We start from the raw sequence: 17,793 nt of genomic DNA, 5'->3' as shown, positions 1-17,793 counted from the left end.
CATTCATCGTTACGAGGCTAGCAAGCAAATGGATGTCACCGTCATCTGGGCCGCGATCATCGCGCTCGGCGTTCTTCTCTACGTGGTGCTGGACGGCTTCGATCTGGGCATCGGCATCGTGTTTCCGCTCTTTCCCGACGAGGAGGAGCGCGACCTCATGATGAACACGGTCGCCCCCGTGTGGGACGGCAACGAGACCTGGCTCGTGCTCGGCGGCGCGGGACTCTTCGCCGTGTTCCCGGTGGTCTACTCGACCGTGCTTTCCGCGCTCTATCTGCCGCTCGTGTTCATGCTCGCGTGCCTGATCTTCCGCGGCGTGTCGTTCGAGATCCGCGCCAAGGCCAATCGCACGAAGCACCTCTGGGACCTCGCGTTCATCGGCGGCTCGACGGGCGCGGCGTTCTTCCAGGGCGTCGCGCTGGGCGCCTTCCTGCAAGGCATTCCGATGGACGACGGCCGTTTCGCGGGCGACGCCTTCGGCTGGCTCACACCGTTCACCTTGCTCTCGGGCTTCGGTCTCGTCGCCACCTATGCGCTGCTCGGCAGTTGCTGGCTCGTGGCCAAGACCGAAGGCGACCTGCAACGCCGCCTGCACAAGCTCGTGTGGCCGCTCACGGTCATGCTGCTCGGTTTCATCGCGCTCGTGAGCCTGTGGACGCCGCTGCAAGACCCGGCCATCGCCGACCGCTGGTTCCGCTCAGGTCTGTTCTGGCGCCTCGCTCCGGTGCCGCTGCTCGTGATCGCCTGCGCCGTGTGGATGCGCTGGGCCGTGCGCGCGCGCCATCACAAGACGCCGTTCATGGCCGCGATCGGCCTCGTGCTGCTCGGCTACGCGGGCCTGCTCGTGAGCCTGTGGCCGTATGCGATTCCGCAGGGCCTCACGCTGTGGGAAGCGGCCGCGCCGCGCGAAAGCCAGGTGTTCACGCTCGCGGGCGCCGCGTTCATTCTGCCCATCATCGTCGCGTACACGATACTGGGTTACTGGGTCTTTAGAGGCAAGGTGCGTCATGGCGACTCCCACCACTACCACTGAACGGCGCACGCTGCCGGGCTGGCTCTGGTTCGTACTCCTCTGGTGTGCGGGCGTGGGCGCGGCGATGTCGCTCGGCTTCGCGTTCAAGATTCTGATGAATCTCACGCTCTTCGCCGTGAAATGAGCGACGGCCGCGCGCCCGATTCCGCCGCTTCGCGTTAGACTGCCGGTTGTCTGTAATTCGAGTGAAAGCGACATGCAACAGATGACCTTCATGGAATGCGTCAAGCGCGCGTGGGCGAGCGCCTGGCAGGCCGCCACGCAAATGCCGCTGCTCGTGGCCGGCACCTTCGTGGCCTACGCGGCGCTAGGCTGGTTCGGGCTGGCAGGCCGGCCCGTGCCGACCGAAGGCGTCGCGCCTTCCGCGGCGCTCGTCGCGCTCGGCAATCTCGCCTCGCTCCTGAATTCGCTCATCTACCTGTGGTTCACGCTCAAGGTCTCGCGCTTCGTGCTGCTGGGCGAGCGCGCCACGCCGCTCATGCCCGCCGGGGCCAAGCCCTTCCTGCGCATTTTCGCGGTCGGCCTCATTCTCGTGGTCGTGCTCGGCGCCATCGCGCTCGCGCTGTGGTTCGTGCTGCGCCCGCAGTACCAGGGCGGTGCGACCTTCCTCATGCTGATCGTGAGCGCCGTGTGGATTTTCGTGGCGGTGCGCCTCTCGCTGCTCTTCCCGGCGCTCTCCATCGGCAGCCGCATCGACTTCCGCGCCGCATGGCGCGACAGCCACGGGCACTTCTGGAGCTTGTTCGGCGTGACGCTCGTGGCGGCGCTGCCGATCGCCGTGTGCGGCATCGTCGTTCTGGTCGGCATGGGCCTCGCGGGCGTCTCGCCCGAGATCGTGCAGAAGCCCGGCTGGCTCACGGCGCTCGCGATCGGCCAGAGCGTGGCGAACGTCGTGTTCGCGCTCGTCACCACGACCGCGCTGGCGTGGCTTTATCGCCGTTATGCGGACACGTTGACCAAGCCCGCCGCGCCCTAACCCCTCGCACTGATCCCGCGCTTCACCACACGCCCGGCACGAAGCGATAGCGCACGCGCGCGAGATATTCGCTGTAGCCGGGCAGTTTCTCAACGAGCGTGCGCTCCTCGCGCACGGCGCGATAGGCCAGCGCCACTACCATGAAGGGCACGCAGGCGAGCCCCCACCACGAGCCGAGCATGAGCGGCGTGCCAACCAGAAAGAGCAGCGCGAAACCATACATCGGGTGGCGCACGTAAGCGTACGGGCCGCTGTCGCTGACCCTATGCCCGCGCTCGCTCTGGATCTTCACCACCGGCGCCGCAAAGCGGTTAGCCGCGAACACGGCGCGCGTCGCGTAGATATCGACGAAGATGGCGATGGCGCCCAGCACGCCGAGCCAAAGCGGCACATCGGACCAGCCCTTGCGCACCGCGTCGACGCCCATCAGGCAAAGCCACGCGCAAAAGCCCACCGCCACGCACAGCATGAACACGCGGTCCCACGGCTGCTGCTCGCGTTGCGCGATCGGCGCGAGGCGCTCGGCAAGCAGACCCGGATCTTCGCGCGCGAGCCACATGCCGATCCACACACCGCACGCGGCCCATTCGAGCAGCCAGAGCCAGGCCGCCGTCCACGCCAGCGTGCCCGCCGAGCCGAACAACAACACGCCCATCAACCCGAACCAGATCACGACCTGGAACAACAGCTTCCTGATGAGCGGCTGCGTCATGATGCCCTCCTTGCGCGCGCTCGCGGCAATGCTGCGCGCCTCGCGCTACTCGCCTTGCGGCTTGATGCGCGCGTATAGCGCGGCGGCGTCGAAGCGCTGCGCCGCGTCGCCACGCGCGAGATCGATGCCGAAGCGTTCGCGCAGACATTGCGCGAGTTCTTCGCCATTCCTGATCGTACGCTCCTCGGTCACGTTGCCTTGCGCGTCGCGCTCGGTGAAGGACTCGTTGAACAGGATCGCGCGTCCGCCCTCACGCGCCATGCAGGCGATCAGGCTGAATGTGAAGAACGAATCGGGCGCGGTCGATGTGTACCAGTTCGCCACTTCGTAATCCACCCACTCCGCCGTTGTGGATTCGAAGCGATACACGTCGAACCACTTCTCGCCGTCGAACAGTTCGAGCTTGCGCTGTTGCTCCGGCAGCGTCACGACACGCGCCGGCTCATGCGGCGTTGACTGCACGGCTTCGGTCGAGAGCGAAAGCGGCGTGCACAACGTCGCGCCGCCGAAGCCGACATCCACGAGCCATTCATCGCCTTCGGCCTGCACGCGCAGCAGCATGTGCGTGCGCGGCGTGCTCGCACCCGGTTCGCGGCCGTACAGCACGCGCGCGGCGAGCGGCGTTACCGCAAAGCCCAGTTTCATGAGCACGTGAGCGAACAAGGTGTTGTGCTCGAAACAGTAGCCGCCGCGCCGCTGAGTGACGAGCTTCCCGACGATGTCCGGCAGCGTGATCGACACGCGCCGCCCGTCAAGCGGATCGAGATTTTCGAAAGGAATGGAAAGGGGATGAAGACGGTGCAGTTCGCGCAGCACGTCGAGCGTCGCGGCGCGCGGTCCTTCGTAACCGATGCGCGCGAAGTATGAGTCGAGATCGAGTTCGTAGCGTGTGGTGATGGCAGTCATGAAGCCCACTTTTTTGACGGAATGATCGATGAACGTTCGTTCACGCCCACGATGATAAGCGACTTCATTCGTCTGACTGTTTCATCGAAAACTGACTATCTGTAATGCTCGCGACGCAAGTCGATAGGCATTCGTAAGGATAACGATGACACAGCGTAAAACAGTTGAGAATCATTCTCGTTTTTGTTGACGCTTGTATTCCTGATTAGTACGATGGCGCCGTCTGGAGATGACGGGTATTCAGTGGCTTGCGAATAACTAACGCCGACGCGATCAATCACGCAATCATTCAATAAGTAAGGAATACGATGAATTCGACCCGCTCCGTCCGGGTGGCGGCGCCGGCCTGCTCGCGCAGCACGGCGCACGGCCGCCAGGCACATCGGCGCGTACCGGGGTTGCGCGCCATTGCGGCGTTTGCCGCCAGCGCGACATTCGCATGCAGCGCGGCTCAAGCCCAAAGCAGCGCGAGCCCGGACGCGGCGCCCGAAGCACCGGAAGCCGACCTCGCCATTCAGGCGCAGCCCTCGAACTTCTGGACCGGCTTCTGGACGCGCCAGAACATGCTCGGCGACATGGGCGGCCTGCGCCCGTGGCTCGGCAAATACGGTGTGACCTTCCAGCTCACGGAGACGAGCGAATACCTGGCCAACCTGCGCGGCGGCCTCAGGACCGGCGGTGCGTACGACGGTCTCACGACGGCGACGGTGCAGGTCGACACGAGCAAGGCGCTCGGCATTCAGGGCGGCCTCTTCAACGTGAGCGCCTTGCAGATCCACGGCACCAACCTGAGCACGTCCAACCTCGGCACGCTGAATACCGCCAGCGGTATCGAAGCCACGCCGACCACGCGCCTCTGGGAACTGTGGTACCAGCAGTCGTTTCTCGACAAGCGCCTTGACGTGAAGATCGGTCAGCAGAGCCTCGACCAGGAATTCATCGTGAGCCAGTACGGCGCGCTGTTCGTCAACACGATGTTCGGCTGGCCCGCGCTGCCCTCGTACGACATGCCCTCGGGCGGCCCGGCCTACCCGCTCGCCGGTCTCGGCGTGCGCGTGCGCGGGCAGATCACGCCTTCCCTCACGGCGCTTGCCGGCGTGTTCGCAGGCGACCCGCTCGGCAACAATCCGGACAACCTTAGTGGTACGAACTTCAATCTGCATAACGGCACGTTGTGGATAGGCGAGTTGCAGTACGCCATCAACCAGCCGTCCGAAGGCGAGCTCGTCAGCGCAGACAACCACCGCCTGCCGGGCACCTACAAGATCGGCTTCTGGTACAACAACAATCCGTTTGCCGACCAGCGCTTCGACAACACCGGCCTCTCGCTCGCGAATCCGGCTTCGACCGGCGTTGCGGCACAGCATCAAGGCAACTACAGCATTTATGCCGTCGCCGACCAGATGATCTGGCGTCCCGACCCGGACGAGCCGCGCAGCATCGGCGTGTTCGCACGCGTGATGGGCGGGCCTGGCGACCGCAATCTCGTGAGTCTCGCCGCGAACCTCGGCATCGTGATGAAAGCGCCGTTCAAGGGCCGCGACAACGACAGCGTCGGTCTTGCCGCCACCTATATCAAGGTCGGCAACAACGTGCACAACCTCGACCTCGACTCGCGCATGTTCCTCGGCGGTCCTTACGGCGTTCGCACGCAGGAAACCACGCTGGAAGCCACGTATCAGTATCAGGTCACGCCGTGGTGGCTCCTTCAGGCCGACGCGCAATACACGTTCAACGCGGGCGCGGGCCAGAACCCGCAAGACCCGGCAGCGCCACTGCGCAACACGTTCGTGCTCGGCGTGCGGACCAACATCACGTTCTGAACGCGTACGCCGCGCCACGCCCAGGTTCCTCTCCCATGTCCAACCCCAAGTCCTCGCGCAACCCATGCAGCCTGAGCGCCGCGCCGCGCCGCAAGCGCAGCGCTCTCGCGAGGCACGGAGATTCAGTATGAAACACGCTACGCGCACGCTCCTGCGATGCACGGCCCACGCCACCCGGGCCGCGCTCGGGCTCGCCGCCGCGGCCACACTCGCAAGCGCCCCGCTCGCCGCTCGCGCCGACCAGTCGGGCCTGCTCGAAACGGTCAAGCACCACACCACGCTCATCAACACGGTGCCCGATAACGGCGACCAGAACCCGTACGCGATCTTCGTCGCGCCGGTGTCCTCCGGCACCGTGAAGGCAGGCGACGTGCTGGTGGACAACTTCAACAACGCGTCCAACCTGCAAGGCACCGGCAGCACGATCGTCGACTATCACCCGGACACGAAGCAGATGACGCTGTTTGCCTCGATTCCGCGCGACCTCAAGGAATGCCCCGGCGGCGTGGGCCTGTCAACCGCGATGACGATGCTCAAGTCGGGCTGGGTGATCGTGGGCAGCACGCCGAGCAACGACGGCACGACCGGCACCAAGGGCGCGGGCTGCATGATCGTGCTCGACAGCAGCGGCAAGATTGCCAAGGTCATCAGCAGTCCGAACATCAATGACCCGTGGGGCAACATGGCCGTGGTCGACAACGGCGACCACGCCACGCTGTTCGTGAGCAACGCGGGCTTCGGCGTGGGCGGCGCGGACGGCACGCCGCCCGTGTTCAAGCAGGCCACGGTGCTGCGCCTCGACCTCGACATTCCGGGCGGCCAGGCGCCGGTCGTGAAAAGCGAAACGGTGGTCGCGAGCGGCTTTGGCGCGCAAGCCGACAAGGGCGTGTTCCTCGTCGGCCCGACCGGCCTCGCGCTCTCGGCGGACAACAAGCTGCTTTATGTGTCCGACGCGATCGGCAACCGCATCAACGTGATCGAAGATCCGCTCACGCGCGACACCAGCGCGGGCGTGGGCCGCCAGCTTACCGCCGACGGCCTGCTGCACCGCCCGCTCGCCATGATCGCCACGCCGCAGGGCCACCTGCTCGTGACGAACGCGTTGAACGGCCAGGTCGTCGAGATCGACCCGGTTGCGGCCAAACAGCTTTACGCGCGCTGGATCGATACCGACAAGGCACAAACTCCTCCGGGCAACGGCGACCTGTTCGGCATCGCGCTGACCCCGGCTGGCGACGGCTTCTACTACGTGGAAGACGACGTGAATACCCTCGTGCTGGCTAAATAACCATGTCCTCCGACGATACCCCCAACACGCCATCGCGCCCCGCGCGGCGCGGCTTTCTGAAAGCCGGTGCCGCCCTGGGTGCCAGCGTTGGCGCCAGCCTCGGCGCAAGCAGCCTCGCCCAGGCCGCCGATGCAAAGCACCATGCCATGGCCGCCGACCCGATGCTGGCCGTCGAGCCGTTCTACGGCGAGCACCAGGCCGGCATCGTGACGCCCCAGCAGGCGCACACCTATGTCGCGGCGTTCGACCTCACGACGACCTCGCGCGACGACGTGATCAACCTGCTGCGCAAGTGGACCGAGTCCGCCGCGCGCATGACCCAGGCGCAGCCCGCCGCCGCGCTCGACTACACCGGCGACGACCACCCCGCGCCCGACTCCGGCGACGTGCTCGGCCTCGGCCCGGCCGGGCTCACGGTGACGTTCGGCTTCGGCCCCGGCCTTTTCACTTCGCAGGAGAAGGACCGCTACGGCCTCGCGAGCAAGCGCCCGGCCGCGCTCGTCGATCTGCCGCGCTTCAACGGCGACCAGTTGATCGCGCAAAAAACCGGCGGCGACCTCTATGTCCAGGCCTGCGCCAACGACGCACAAGTGGCCTTTCACGCCGTGCGCCAGCTCGCGCGGCAAGGCTATGGCATCCTCACGATGCGTTGGGGCCAGGCGGGTTTTCTCTCGGGCCCGCGCGCGCAAACGCCGCGCAACCTCATGGGCTTCAAGGACGGCACCAACAATCCGCCGACCACGGACCCCAAGGCGATGAACCAGTTCGTCTGGGCCACGGCCGCCGACGCGCCGTGGATGCAAGGCGGCACGTATACGGTGGTGCGGCGTATCCGCATCACGCTGGAGCACTGGGACCAGATGGAACTGGGTTTCCAGGAACAGGTGTTCGGCCGCCACAAATACAGCGGCGCGCCCATCGGCCAGAAAAAGGAATTCGACAACGTCGATCTCGACGCGCAGGACAAGGACGGCAATCCGCTGATTCCCGAGAATTCGCACGTGCGCCTTTCGAACCGCGCGTCGAACAACGGGGCGCAGATCCTGCGCCGCTCGTACTCGTACAACGACAGCACGGACTTTTATATCGAGCGCTGGCCGCCGTGGCGTCAGGAAACCGAGTACGACGCGGGCCTGATCTTCGTCGCCCACCAGGGCGACCCGCGCACAGGCTTCATTCCCATCAATGAACGCCTCGCGAAGTTCGACATGATGAACCAGTTCACGACGCACGTGGGCAGCGCGATTTTCGCGTGCCCCCCCGGTGCGAAGCCGGGCTCGTTCATCGGCGCGGAACTGTTCAGCGCCTGAGACTCATCGATAACACGGACAACGAAGTAATATGAAAATTTCCTTGATGCGCGCACCGCTGCGCGCCGCCGCCCTCTCGCTCGCCGTGGCCGGTCTGCTGCCGCTCGGCGCGCACGCTGCGTCGATCACGCTTTACAACGCGCAGCACGAGCAAGTCGTGAACCAGCTCGCGAAGGACTTCGAGCAGCAAACCGGCATCGACGTGAAGATCCGCAGCGGCGAAGGTCCGGCGCTCGCGGCGCAACTCGTGGCCGAAGGCGAGAAAACGCCCGCCGACGTCTACTTCACCGAGAATTCGCCCGAGCTGATGCTGCTCGAAGAGAAGGGGCTGCTCGCCCCCGTGCAGCCGGCGACGCTCGCCGCCGTCCCGGCGCGCTTCAACTCGCCGCAAGGGCAATGGGTGGGCGTGACCGCGCGCGAGAACGTGCTCGCCTATAACACGGCCAAGGTGCAGCCCGCGCAACTGCCGCAAACGATCTTCGATCTGGCGAAGCCCGAATGGAAAGGCAAGGTCGGGATCGCGCCGAGCGACGCCGACTTTCTGCCGCTCGTCGACGCCGTGCTCGCCATGAAGGGCGAAGCCGCGACGCTCGCGTGGCTCAAGGGCCTGAAGAACAACGCGCAGATCTTCGACGACGACGAAGGCGTGGTCGCCGCCGTGAATCGCGGCGCGGTCGCCACGGGCATCATCAACAACTACTACTGGGACCGCCTGCACGCCGAGATCGGCGACAAGCAGACGCGCAGCGCCGTGGCTCATTTCGCCGACGGCGACGTGGGCGCGCTCGTGAACGTTTCGGGCGCGGCGGTGATGAAGTCGGCGCACAACGTGGATGGCGCGCAGAAGTTCCTCGCCTACCTCGTGAGCGAGCGCGCGCAGAAGCTGATGGCGCAGAACCACATCAGCTTCGAGTATCCGCTGCGCCCAGGCGTGGCGAGCGACCCCATCAACAAGCCGTTCGACCAGTTGAAGCCGCCTGCGCTGACCATCCAGCAACTCGGCGACGACAGCCAGGCAGGCAAGCTGCTGCGTCAGGCCGGTCTGCTGTAATCACCACGGAGTCCGAAGCAAGATCGTGAGCGAAGCAGTCACCACGGCGCAGGCCATGCCGGAGTCTCATCCCGAAGATGCCCGGGCGGCGTCACCCGAACTCACGCGGCGGCGCGCGCCGCGTGCGCTCTTTGCCGCCGCCGCACTCGGCCCGCTGCTGGTGCTGCTGCCGCTCGCGCTCACGTTCTGGCGCGCGCTCTCGTTCGGCTTCGCCGACGCCGCCGAACTGATCTTCCGTCCGCTCGTGGGCGAGTTGCTCGTCAACACGCTCTCGATCACCGTTTCGGCCACGCTCGCTTCGGCCGTGCTCGGCACCGCCGTCGCGTGGCTCGTCGAGCGCACCGACCTGCCGGGGCGGCGCGCCTGGGCGCTGCTCGCCGCCGCCCCGCTCGCCATGCCCGCGTTCGTCACGAGCTACGCGTGGGTCTCGCTGAGCCTCGATTTGCAGGACTTTCTCGGCGCATTCATCGTCATCACGAGCGCCTATTTCCCGCTCGTCTATTTGCCGGTCGCGGCCGCGTTGCGCGGGCTCGACCCCGCGCTCGAAGAATCGGCGCGCGCGCTCGGCTGCAATCGCTGGGCCGTGTTCGTGCGCGTCGTGCTGCCGCAATTGCGGCCCGCGCTGCTCGGCTCGATGCTGCTGGTCGCGCTCGGCGTGCTGTCCGAATTCGGCGCATTCACGTTGCTGCGGTTTCGCACCTTCACCACCGAAATCTACGCGGAATACCGCACGAGCTTCGATGGCGGCGGGGCTTCGCTGCTCGCCTGCGTGCTGATCCTGCTGTGCCTCGTCTGCCTCGTGCTGGAGTTTCGCGTGCGCGGGCGCGCGCGCTACGAGCGCGTGGATCGCGGCGCGCGGCGCGCAAGCGTGCGCCATGCGCTCGGGCGCTGGCGCTGGCCCGTCGTGGCGGGCTTCGTCGCGCTCAACGCCGCCACGCTCGGCGTGCCGCTCGCGATGATCGGCTACTGGCTCACGCAGCCGGGCGCTGCCGCGATCACGCCAGCCGAAGTTTCGCCCGAACTGCTGTTCTCCACCACGTTCGCATCGCTACGGCTCGGCCTGACCGCAGCATTCTTCACCACCTTGCTCGCACTGCCGCTCGGCTGGCTGCTGGCGCGCTACCCCGGCCGCGCCGCCACGTTCCTCGAACGCACGGCCTTCATCGCACAAGGCGTGCCGAGCCTCGTGATCGCGCTCGCCATCGTTTCGCTCGCGGTGCGCATGCTCGAACCGCTCTATCAGGGCACCACGCTGCTGATCGCCGCCTATGCGATGCTCTTTCTGCCGCTCGCGCTCGTGAGCGTCCGTGCCGCACTCATGCAAGCGCAGCAGCGCCTGGAAGAAACGGCGCGCGCGCTCGGGCTGGGCTGGTTCGAGACGCTGCGCCGCGTGGTGCTGCCGCTTGCGGGTCCGGGGCTTGGCGCGGCGGCCTCGATGGTCTTCATCTCCGTGGTGACCGAACTGAACGCCACGCTGCTGCTCGCGCCCATCGGCACGCACACGCTCGCCACCCAGGTGTGGACCGACACCTCCACGCTCGCCTTCGCGGCCGCCGCGCCCTATGCCGCGCTGCTCACCGCGCTGTCGCTCGCGGCCTCCGGCCTCCTGTTCGCGTTCGCGGGCCGCTCGGCACTTGCGGGCCATGCGCCCGCGGGCACGCCGCCGGACGCCAACTAAGCTTTTCTTCGCCCCGCCATGAGCACACTTCGCCTATCCGGCCTCAAGAAGGCCTTCGACGGTCATCCGGTCCTGCACGGCATCGACCTTTCGGTGCGATCGGGTTCGCTCGTCGCGCTGCTCGGTCCCTCGGGCAGCGGCAAGACCACGCTGCTGCGCGTGCTGTGCGGCTTCGAGCGCGCCGACGCGGGCACGATCGAGATCGACGGCCGACGGGTTGCGAGCGACGGCCTGCATCTGCCCACGGAGCAGCGCCGCATCGGTTACGTGCCGCAGGAAGGCGCGCTGTTTCCGCATCTGAGCGTGGCCGAGAACATCGTGTTCGGTTTGCCGCGCGCACAGCGGCGCGCCCAACACCGCGTGGCCGAATTGCTCGATCTGGTCGGTCTTCCGGAATCCTATGCAACGCGTGCACCGCAACAGCTATCGGGTGGCCAGCAGCAGCGCGTGGCGCTCGCACGGGCGCTTGCGCCCTCGCCCGGTCTCGTGATGCTCGACGAGCCGTTCTCCTCGCTCGACGCGGCACTGCGCGTTGAAACGCGCGAAGCCGTGGCGCGCGCGCTTGCCGCCGCCGGCGCGACCGCCGTGCTCGTCACGCACGATCAGGCCGAGGCGCTTTCGCTAGGCCACGAAGTCGCCGTGCTATGGCAAGGTCATGTGCTTCAGAGCGCACCGCCGCAAACGCTCTACCGGCGTCCGGCCACGCGCGAACTGGCGGCCTTCATCGGCGAGGCGGTGCTGTTGCCGGGCACCGTGGAAAACGGGCGCGCTCATTGCGTGCTCGGCGCGCTGCCGATCCAGCAAGGCGCGCAAGCGGACAACGGCCCCGTCGATGTGATGCTGCGCCCCGAGCAGATCGACGTGTTGCCCGAGAGCACGCAGCGCGACGGCGCACTCGACGCCTTCGTGCGCGACATCACCTTCGAGGGGCAGGACGCCGCGCTCACGCTGCAACTGATCGATGCGAACACAACGGTCCGCGCGCGCGTGCCGGGCTACCGCACGCCGCGCGAAGGCGAGCGCGTGCGGCTCGCGGTGGGCGGCGAAGTGAGCGTCTACCCGCGCTGACGCGGCACCGAAAGGTCCTGCACCATCTGCTGCGCGAGGTAGTCGCAGGTCGGCCGGTTCGACTTGACGCTGCGCGCCACCACGATTTCCAGCGGCTCGATCTTCGGCAGGCCGTGCGCCTCGCCGAGTATCGCGAAGCGCGGCGGCACGCTGCACCGCGTGAGCGCGACGATCGCAATGCCCGCCTCCACCGTCGCCATCAGGCCCATGAGGCTCGCGCTGCTGTACGCGGCGCGATAACGTATATGTGCGGCGTCGAGCGCCGCCACCGTATGCGCGCGCGCCACGCTGCCATGCTCGTAAAGCCCGACCGGCAGCGGCGACATGGCGAGCGGCGCCGGGTCGGTGGCCGAGCCCACCCAGACCATATCCTCGGCGCGCACGAATTCGCCGCGCAACTTGCGGTCGCGCGTGACGAAGGCAATGTCGATCTTGTTGTCCGCGAGCAACGGGCCGAGCGCCACGCTCTGCGCGCACACGATCTCGATCTCCACGTGCGGGTAGAGCGTCGAAAAGCGCCGCAACACGGGCGAAAGCAGCGACGCCATATAGTCGTCGGGCGCGCCGAGCACCACGCGCCCCGTCACCTCGGGCCGCACCATCGCCGCCCACGCCTCCTCCTGCAAGTCCAGTGCCCGCCGCGCGTATTCGAGCAGCGTATTGCCCGGCCGCGTGAGCGCGAGATTGCGCGTGTCGCGCGTGAACAGCGAGGTGCCGAGCATTTGCTCGAGCCGCTTGATCTGCATGCTCACGGCCGCCTGCGAGCGATGCACCGCGACCGCCGCCTTCGTGAAACTGCCCGCGTCGGCGACGGCGGCGAAGGTGCGCAGCAAGTCGATATCGAATTCGGGGTTCATGCAGGGTTCGGGATTAATAAGCTGGATTGATGGAATTCTTCAATTTAATTCGTTTGCCGACACCCTGCAACTGGCGAATACTGACTGGGTTTTCAACCTGCTTTCGACTTTCCCGCTCCGGCCATGCAAACCGACCTCCCCGGCAGCCGCCAGCAAGGCGTGCTCATGCTCGCCAGCGGTGGCCTCCTGATGGGCACGATCGGCGTGTTCGTCGAGGAGGCGCGCCTTGGCGCGCTCACGCTCGTGTTCTTCCGCTGCCTCTTCGGCATGCTCGCGCTCGCCGCGTACTGCGCCTACAAGGGCTGGCTTTCGCCGCGCCAGTTCACGCGCCGCACGCTCGCGCTCTCGCTCATCTCAGGTGTGCTGATGGTCACGCAGTGGGTGGCCTTCTTCGATGCGATCCATCGCACGAGCATTGCCGTGTCGACCGTGGTGTTCCATGTGCAGCCGTTCTGGGTCGTGCTGATGGGTGCGGCGCTCTTTCACGAGCGCCTCGGCGCGGACCGGCTGGGCTGGATCGGCATCGCCTTCGTGGGGCTCGTGCTCGCCTCGGGCGTGCTCGCGGAAAGCCATGTCGCCGATCACACGAGCTATATGATCGGCATCGCCGAGTCGCTGGGCGGCTCGGTGCTGTATGCGAGCGTCACGCTGATCGCCAAGAGCATGCGTAACTTTCGCCCGCATCTGTTCACGCTCATGCAATGCGTGGTGGGCACGGTGTGTTTGCCGCTGGTTGCGCCGTTCTTCGCGCCGCTCGAACTGGCGCACATCTCCGGCGTGCAATGGGGCTGGCTCGTCGGCATGGGTGTGCTCCACACGGGGCTTTCGTATGTGCTCATTTACGGCGCGTTGCCGATGCTGACCACGCCTGTGATCGCCGTGCTGCTGTTCGTGTATCCGCTCACGGCGATCGCGGTGGACGCGCTCGTCTACGGGCGCGCGCTGAGCGTGCCGCAACTCGCGGGCATGGTGCTCATCGTGGTGGCGAGTCTGGGCGTGAATCTGGGCTGGCGCCTGATGCCGCCCAGGCTCGTGAAGGCGCGGCGCTAGCCGCTACGAACGCAGAATCCAGCGAATCCAGCGAATCCAGCGAGAAAAGGCACGGTCGCCCGCGCCGCAAAGGGCCCTCAGGACGGCAACACCTGCCCCTTCGTTTCCGGCGCGAACGGAATGATGAGGAGTCCGAGAACAAATGCGATCGCGGTGAGCGCCACAGGCATGCCGAGTGTGTGCATATGCAGCACCGCCGCGCCGAGCATGAAGTTCACGCCCGCCCCCACGAAGCGTCCGAACGACGTGCAAAACGCAAACGCCGTGGCGCGCACGCGCGTTTCGAACTGTTCGGGCAGCCAGAGACTGAACAGCGCGAAGTTGCCGCCGAAGAAGCCCAGCACGAACAGCAGCGCGATAAACGGCACGAGCCCGTTCTCCAGATAGAAGGCCCAGCCGAAGCTCGCCGCGATCGTCACGGCCATGCCCGCGAAATAGACGGCGAGCGTCCACTTGCGGCCAATGCGCTCGGCCATGGGCGGCAGCGCGAGGCAGCCGAGTATCGTGCCGATGGAGAGAATGCCGGTGGCAATCGATGCCGTGCGGATCGCCTCGGCCTTGTTCGCGCCCGCCTTCGTGGCGAGTTGAATCACGGCGGAGGGCTCGTACACGGCGCCCGCCCACAGCCCGATGATCGCGATGGTGAGCAACGCGCAGGCCACGACGGTGCGCACGCGGTACACGCTGCCGAAGATCTCGCGCAACGGGTGGCCGCGATGCACGTGGCTCGCCTCCGACTTCTGCCACTTGTCCGGTTCTTCCACGCGCGTGAGCACGAGAATGGCGACCACCACCGGCAGCGCGCCCGTGAGGAACATGGCGCGCCAGCCGAAGTGCACGCCAATCGTGTAGTTCAACGCCGCCGCGATGAAAAAGCCCGCGTAATAGCCCGTTTGCAGATAGCCCGCGCCCATCTTGCGGCGATCCTCGGGCCACGACTCGGCCACGTAGGTGCCCGCGAGCGCCCACTCCCCGCCTATGCCCACACCGGCCAGAAAACGGTAGAAGCCGAGCGACCAGACGCTTTGCGCCGTAGCCGAAAGGCCCGTGAAGATCGCAAACATGAAGATGGTGCCCGCCAGCACGCGCGTGCGTCCGAAGCGGTCGGCAAGCGGCCCCCAGATGAATGAAAGGCCCCAGCCCACCAGGAAGAGCGCGAACAGGATCGAGCCGGCAAGCCCGACGTTCGCCGCGCTCGCCTCGTAACCCGAGCGCGGCAGCAACTCGGTGAGTGCGGGTGTGAGCACGAGCGCGTAGATGAACGAGTCCATGCCATCGAGCGTCCAGCCTGCCCAGGCGCCCCAGAAACCGGCGATCTGCGACCGGTTGAGCGGTGTCTTGCCTTGAGCCCGCCGCGCGGTCTCGGTGATCGAATTCATGATGCCTCTCTCTCCTTTGGTGTCTCGCCTGCGCGCGTACCCGTGCGAACACGTTCCGCGACACGCGCAGATGCAGGCCGGTCGAGCGCCGGCCCTTCTTTCAGAAGCTCCCTGTAAGCCCCCGTTCTGCTTGCCCGCCTATAGTGGTTTTGTGTTTCTGTGTTGCGGGTTTTCGAGGCTTCCGCCTTCGTCGTTTTATATATAATATTTGATCTTATGACCGACGCAACGAATGGTTTTCCCCTGGAAGGCGCCGCCGCGCCCCGCACCAGCACCTCGAGGATGATCGCCGACGCCCTGCGCAGCGCGATCGTCGAGGGCAAGCTCGCGCCCAACGCGCCGCTGCGCCAGGACGCGATCGCGCGGCATTTTTCGGTGAGCGCCATTCCCGTGCGCGAGGCGCTGCGCCAGCTCGCGAGCGAAGGCTGGGCGAAGATCGAGGTGAACAAGGGCGCGAGCGTCGCCTCGCTCTCGGCCGACGAAGCGCGCGAGATCTACGAGATCCGCTCGGCGCTCGAAAGCCTCGCGCTCGGCCTCGCCATTCCCAACCACACGAGCGCCACGCTGCGCGAAGTGAGCACGCTTGCCGCCGCCGCGAAGCGCGAGCGCGATCCGTCGCTTTACGTCGCGCGCAACGAGGCCTTCCATATGAGCCTCTACGCGCCCGCCGGCCGCCCGCAGTTGCTGGAGATGCTCGCCGCTCTGCATCGCCGCGGCGAGCGCTATCTGCGCCTGAAATTCGGCTTTCCCGAGTACAAGGGCGAATCCGATAGCGAACATGCCGAAATCCTCGCCGCCGTGAAGCGCGGCGACGTGCCCACCGCGCAAAAGCTCGTGGCCGCGCATCTGCTCGGCACGGGCGAACTGATCTACCGTTTTCTGACCGAGCGCGCCGCGCTGCCCGCAGCGCCCGCCTCAGCGCCGCCTGCGGCCGCTGCCACGGCAAAGCCGCGCGCCGCCTCTTCCCGCTCACGGAGCCGAACCGCCGATGAAGCCTCAAGCTGATACGTCCACCTCGCCTGACCTCGCGCCGCGCTCATGGACCACGCGCCGCGACGAAAAGGCCCGCCGCCTCGCCGCCATTTCGCACTGGCTCGAAGACGGCGTGCTGCCCACCTCGCGCATGACCGACGCACTCGAACTGCTGATTCGCCCGGGCGACCGCGTCGCGCTGGAAGGCGACAACCAGAAGCAGGCCGACTTCCTCTCGCGTTCGCTAGCAAAAGCCGATCCCGCCAAGGTCAACAACGTTCACCTGCTGATTTCGAGCATCAGCCGCCCCGAGCACCTCACGCTGTTCGAGCGCGGCATCGCGCACCGCGTGGATTTCGCGTTCGCGGGTCCGCAAAGCCTGCGCGTCGCGCAACTGCTCGAAGACGGCCAGCTCGAAGTGGGCGCGATCCACACTTATGTCGAGCTGTACGCGCGCATGTTCGTGGACCTGATTCCGCAAGTCGCGCTGCTGTGCGCCGAAAAGGCGGACCGCCACGGCAATCTCTACACCGGGCCGAACACCGAAGACACGCCCACCATCGCCGAAGCGGCCGCGTTCAGCCAGGGCATCGTCATCGTTCAGGTGAACGAAATTGTCGACGAACTCCCGCGCGTGGACATTCCCGGCTCGTGGGTCGATGTGGTCGTGCAGGCGGACCGGCCGTTCGCCGTCGAACCGCTTTTCACGCGCGACCCGCGCCATATCGGCGACTTGCAGGTGCTCACCGCGATGATGGTCATCAAGGGCATCTATGCGCCCTATGGCATCGCCTCGCTCAATCACGGCATCGGCTTCGACACGGCTGCGATCGAACTGCTGCTGCCCACCTACGGCGAATCGCTGGGCCTCAAGGGCAAGATTTGCCGCAACTGGACGCTCAATCCGCACCCCACGCTGATTCCCGCCATCGAATCGGGCTGGGTGGAAAGCGTGCACTGCTTCGGCAGCGAAGTGGGCATGGAGGCGTATATCGCCGCGCGCCCCGACGTGTTCTTCACCGGCAGCGACGGCAGCCTGCGCTCGAACCGCGTGCTGTGCCAGCTTGCGGGGCAATATGCCGTCGATCTCTTCATCGGCTCGACGCTGCAAATCGACGCCGACGCGAATTCGTCCACCGTCACGCGCGGGCGGCTCGCGGGCTTCGGCGGTGCGCCGAACATGGGCCACGACCCGCGTGGCCGGCGTCACGCGAGCGAGGCGTGGCTCAAGCTGCTCAAGGATACGGGCCCCGTTTCGCGCGGCCACAAGCTCGTGGTGCAACTCGCCGAAACCTGGAAGAAAGGCGGCGAGCCGACCTTCGTGGACGAACTCGACGCGATTGCCGTGGGCCAGAAGAGCGGCATGCCCGTCGCGCCCGTGATGATCTACGGCGACGACGTGAGCCATGTCGTGACCGAGGAAGGCATCGCGCATTTGCATCGCGCCGAAGGCATCGACGAGCGCCGCGCGGCGCTCGCCGCCGTGGCGGGCGTCACGCCCATCGGCTTGCGCGCGCAGCAGCAGAAAACCGACGAATTGCGCCGCCGCGGCATCGTGCAGTTCCCCGAGGATCTCGGCATTCTGCGCGGCGAGGCCAAGCGCTCGCTGCTCGCCGCGCGCAGCATCGACGATCTGGTGACCTGGTCGGGCGGCCTCTACACGCCGCCCGCGCGCTTCCGTAGCTGGTAA

At 66.5% G+C, this 17,793-nt stretch carries 16 protein-coding genes; 12 read left to right on the top strand and 4 right to left on the bottom strand.

The window, feature by feature from the left end:
* Nucleotides 1–28 precede the first annotated feature (28 nt).
* From cydB to C7402_RS11905, 3 genes are all read left to right on the top strand, one after another.
* Nucleotides 29–1,033 carry a cytochrome d ubiquinol oxidase subunit II gene (gene cydB / locus C7402_RS11910; protein ID WP_116610807.1) on the top strand — a complete coding sequence of 335 codons (1,005 nt, stop codon included), beginning with the start codon at nt 29–31 and terminating at the stop codon, nt 1,031–1,033.
* Nucleotides 1,008–1,157: a hypothetical protein gene (locus tag C7402_RS46910; protein ID WP_165841867.1), complete on the top strand. Its 150-nt coding sequence runs from the start codon at nt 1,008–1,010 to the stop codon at nt 1,155–1,157. The genes cydB and C7402_RS46910 overlap by 26 nt, the downstream gene beginning before the upstream one ends.
* A gap of 72 nt (nt 1,158–1,229) precedes the next feature.
* Nucleotides 1,230–2,009 carry a hypothetical protein gene (locus C7402_RS11905; RefSeq protein ID WP_116610806.1) on the top strand — a complete coding sequence of 260 codons (780 nt, stop codon included), beginning with the start codon at nt 1,230–1,232 and terminating at the stop codon, nt 2,007–2,009.
* Between the two features lie 22 nt (nt 2,010–2,031).
* Here the strand turns inward: C7402_RS11905 and C7402_RS11900 are convergent, their stop codons facing one another.
* A complete protein-coding gene (locus C7402_RS11900) occupies nt 2,032–2,721 on the bottom strand; it encodes a methyltransferase family protein (protein WP_116610805.1) in 690 nt (229 codons plus the stop codon).
* Nucleotides 2,722–2,766: 45 nt separating this feature from the next.
* Nucleotides 2,767–3,627, bottom strand: a complete 861-nt coding sequence (locus tag C7402_RS11895; RefSeq protein ID WP_116611053.1) for an arylamine N-acetyltransferase family protein — start codon at nt 3,625–3,627, stop codon at nt 2,767–2,769.
* Between the two features lie 308 nt (nt 3,628–3,935).
* Between C7402_RS11895 and C7402_RS11890 the strand changes: the two genes are divergently transcribed.
* The 6 genes from C7402_RS11890 (at nt 3,936) to C7402_RS11865 (ending at nt 11,845) form a co-directional block, all read left to right on the top strand.
* Nucleotides 3,936–5,450 (top strand): carbohydrate porin, encoded by a 1,515-nt coding sequence (locus C7402_RS11890; RefSeq protein WP_116610804.1) that lies wholly within the window; start codon nt 3,936–3,938, stop codon nt 5,448–5,450.
* 127 nt (nt 5,451–5,577) lie between these two features.
* Nucleotides 5,578–6,738, top strand: coding sequence for an NHL repeat-containing protein (locus tag C7402_RS11885; protein ID WP_224044920.1), 1,161 nt, complete (start codon nt 5,578–5,580; stop codon nt 6,736–6,738).
* A 2-nt stretch (nt 6,739–6,740) separates the two neighbouring features.
* Nucleotides 6,741–8,048: an iron uptake transporter deferrochelatase/peroxidase subunit gene (gene efeB / locus C7402_RS11880; RefSeq protein WP_116610803.1), complete on the top strand. Its 1,308-nt coding sequence runs from the start codon at nt 6,741–6,743 to the stop codon at nt 8,046–8,048.
* Nucleotides 8,049–8,079: 31 nt separating this feature from the next.
* On the top strand, nt 8,080–9,099 hold the full coding sequence (locus C7402_RS11875; protein ID WP_116610802.1) for an iron ABC transporter substrate-binding protein: 1,020 nt from the start codon (nt 8,080–8,082) through the stop codon (nt 9,097–9,099).
* Nucleotides 9,100–9,124: 25 nt separating this feature from the next.
* On the top strand, nt 9,125–10,777 hold the full coding sequence (locus tag C7402_RS11870) for an ABC transporter permease (protein WP_425273777.1): 1,653 nt from the start codon (nt 9,125–9,127) through the stop codon (nt 10,775–10,777).
* An 18-nt stretch (nt 10,778–10,795) separates the two neighbouring features.
* Nucleotides 10,796–11,845, top strand: a complete 1,050-nt coding sequence (locus C7402_RS11865) for an ABC transporter ATP-binding protein (RefSeq protein ID WP_116610801.1) — start codon at nt 10,796–10,798, stop codon at nt 11,843–11,845.
* Here C7402_RS11865 and C7402_RS11860 read toward each other — a convergent pair.
* Nucleotides 11,833–12,702, bottom strand: a complete 870-nt coding sequence (locus C7402_RS11860) for a LysR family transcriptional regulator (RefSeq protein WP_116610800.1) — start codon at nt 12,700–12,702, stop codon at nt 11,833–11,835. The genes C7402_RS11865 and C7402_RS11860 overlap by 13 nt on opposite strands.
* 123 nt (nt 12,703–12,825) lie before the next feature.
* Between C7402_RS11860 and C7402_RS11855 the strand changes: the two genes are divergently transcribed.
* Nucleotides 12,826–13,752 (top strand): DMT family transporter, encoded by a 927-nt coding sequence (locus C7402_RS11855; protein WP_112177761.1) that lies wholly within the window; start codon nt 12,826–12,828, stop codon nt 13,750–13,752.
* A 77-nt stretch (nt 13,753–13,829) separates the two neighbouring features.
* Here C7402_RS11855 and C7402_RS11850 read toward each other — a convergent pair whose 3' ends face one another.
* A complete protein-coding gene (locus C7402_RS11850; protein ID WP_116610799.1) occupies nt 13,830–15,131 on the bottom strand; it encodes an MFS transporter in 1,302 nt (433 codons plus the stop codon).
* Nucleotides 15,132–15,347: 216 nt separating this feature from the next.
* Between C7402_RS11850 and C7402_RS11845 the strand changes: the two genes are divergently transcribed.
* Complete coding sequence (locus C7402_RS11845) at nt 15,348–16,136, top strand: GntR family transcriptional regulator (protein ID WP_116610798.1); 789 nt, start codon at nt 15,348–15,350, stop codon at nt 16,134–16,136.
* Nucleotides 16,120–17,793 carry a malonate decarboxylase subunit alpha gene (gene mdcA / locus C7402_RS11840; protein WP_112177758.1) on the top strand — a complete coding sequence of 558 codons (1,674 nt, stop codon included), beginning with the start codon at nt 16,120–16,122 and terminating at the stop codon, nt 17,791–17,793. Before C7402_RS11845 ends, mdcA begins: the two co-directional genes overlap by 17 nt.

Origin of the sequence: Paraburkholderia unamae (assembly GCF_003096875.1) — a bacterium.
GTDB classification, from domain to species: domain Bacteria; phylum Pseudomonadota; class Gammaproteobacteria; order Burkholderiales; family Burkholderiaceae; genus Paraburkholderia; species Paraburkholderia unamae.
The sequence above is the reverse complement of the archived record's forward strand: the minus strand, read 5'-3'. Positions and strand labels throughout refer to the sequence as shown.

Excerpts from the sequence above, each read along its gene's own strand:
- cydB (WP_116610807.1), top strand. The coding sequence starts at position 29 with ATGGATGTCACCGTCATCTGGGCCGCGATCATCGCGCTCGGCGTTCTT.
- C7402_RS46910 (WP_165841867.1), top strand. The coding sequence starts at position 1,008 with ATGGCGACTCCCACCACTACCACTGAACGGCGCACGCTGCCGGGCTGG.
- C7402_RS11905 (WP_116610806.1), top strand. The coding sequence starts at position 1,230 with ATGCAACAGATGACCTTCATGGAATGCGTCAAGCGCGCGTGGGCGAGC.
- C7402_RS11900 (WP_116610805.1), bottom strand. The coding sequence starts at position 2,721 with ATGACGCAGCCGCTCATCAGGAAGCTGTTGTTCCAGGTCGTGATCTGG.
- C7402_RS11895 (WP_116611053.1), bottom strand. The coding sequence starts at position 3,627 with ATGACTGCCATCACCACACGCTACGAACTCGATCTCGACTCATACTTC.
- C7402_RS11890 (WP_116610804.1), top strand. The coding sequence starts at position 3,936 with ATGAATTCGACCCGCTCCGTCCGGGTGGCGGCGCCGGCCTGCTCGCGC.
- C7402_RS11885 (WP_224044920.1), top strand. The coding sequence starts at position 5,578 with ATGAAACACGCTACGCGCACGCTCCTGCGATGCACGGCCCACGCCACC.
- efeB (WP_116610803.1), top strand. The coding sequence starts at position 6,741 with ATGTCCTCCGACGATACCCCCAACACGCCATCGCGCCCCGCGCGGCGC.
- C7402_RS11875 (WP_116610802.1), top strand. The coding sequence starts at position 8,080 with ATGAAAATTTCCTTGATGCGCGCACCGCTGCGCGCCGCCGCCCTCTCG.
- C7402_RS11865 (WP_116610801.1), top strand. The coding sequence starts at position 10,796 with ATGAGCACACTTCGCCTATCCGGCCTCAAGAAGGCCTTCGACGGTCAT.
- C7402_RS11860 (WP_116610800.1), bottom strand. The coding sequence starts at position 12,702 with ATGAACCCCGAATTCGATATCGACTTGCTGCGCACCTTCGCCGCCGTC.
- C7402_RS11855 (WP_112177761.1), top strand. The coding sequence starts at position 12,826 with ATGCAAACCGACCTCCCCGGCAGCCGCCAGCAAGGCGTGCTCATGCTC.
- C7402_RS11850 (WP_116610799.1), bottom strand. The coding sequence starts at position 15,131 with ATGAATTCGATCACCGAGACCGCGCGGCGGGCTCAAGGCAAGACACCG.
- C7402_RS11845 (WP_116610798.1), top strand. The coding sequence starts at position 15,348 with ATGACCGACGCAACGAATGGTTTTCCCCTGGAAGGCGCCGCCGCGCCC.
- mdcA (WP_112177758.1), top strand. The coding sequence starts at position 16,120 with ATGAAGCCTCAAGCTGATACGTCCACCTCGCCTGACCTCGCGCCGCGC.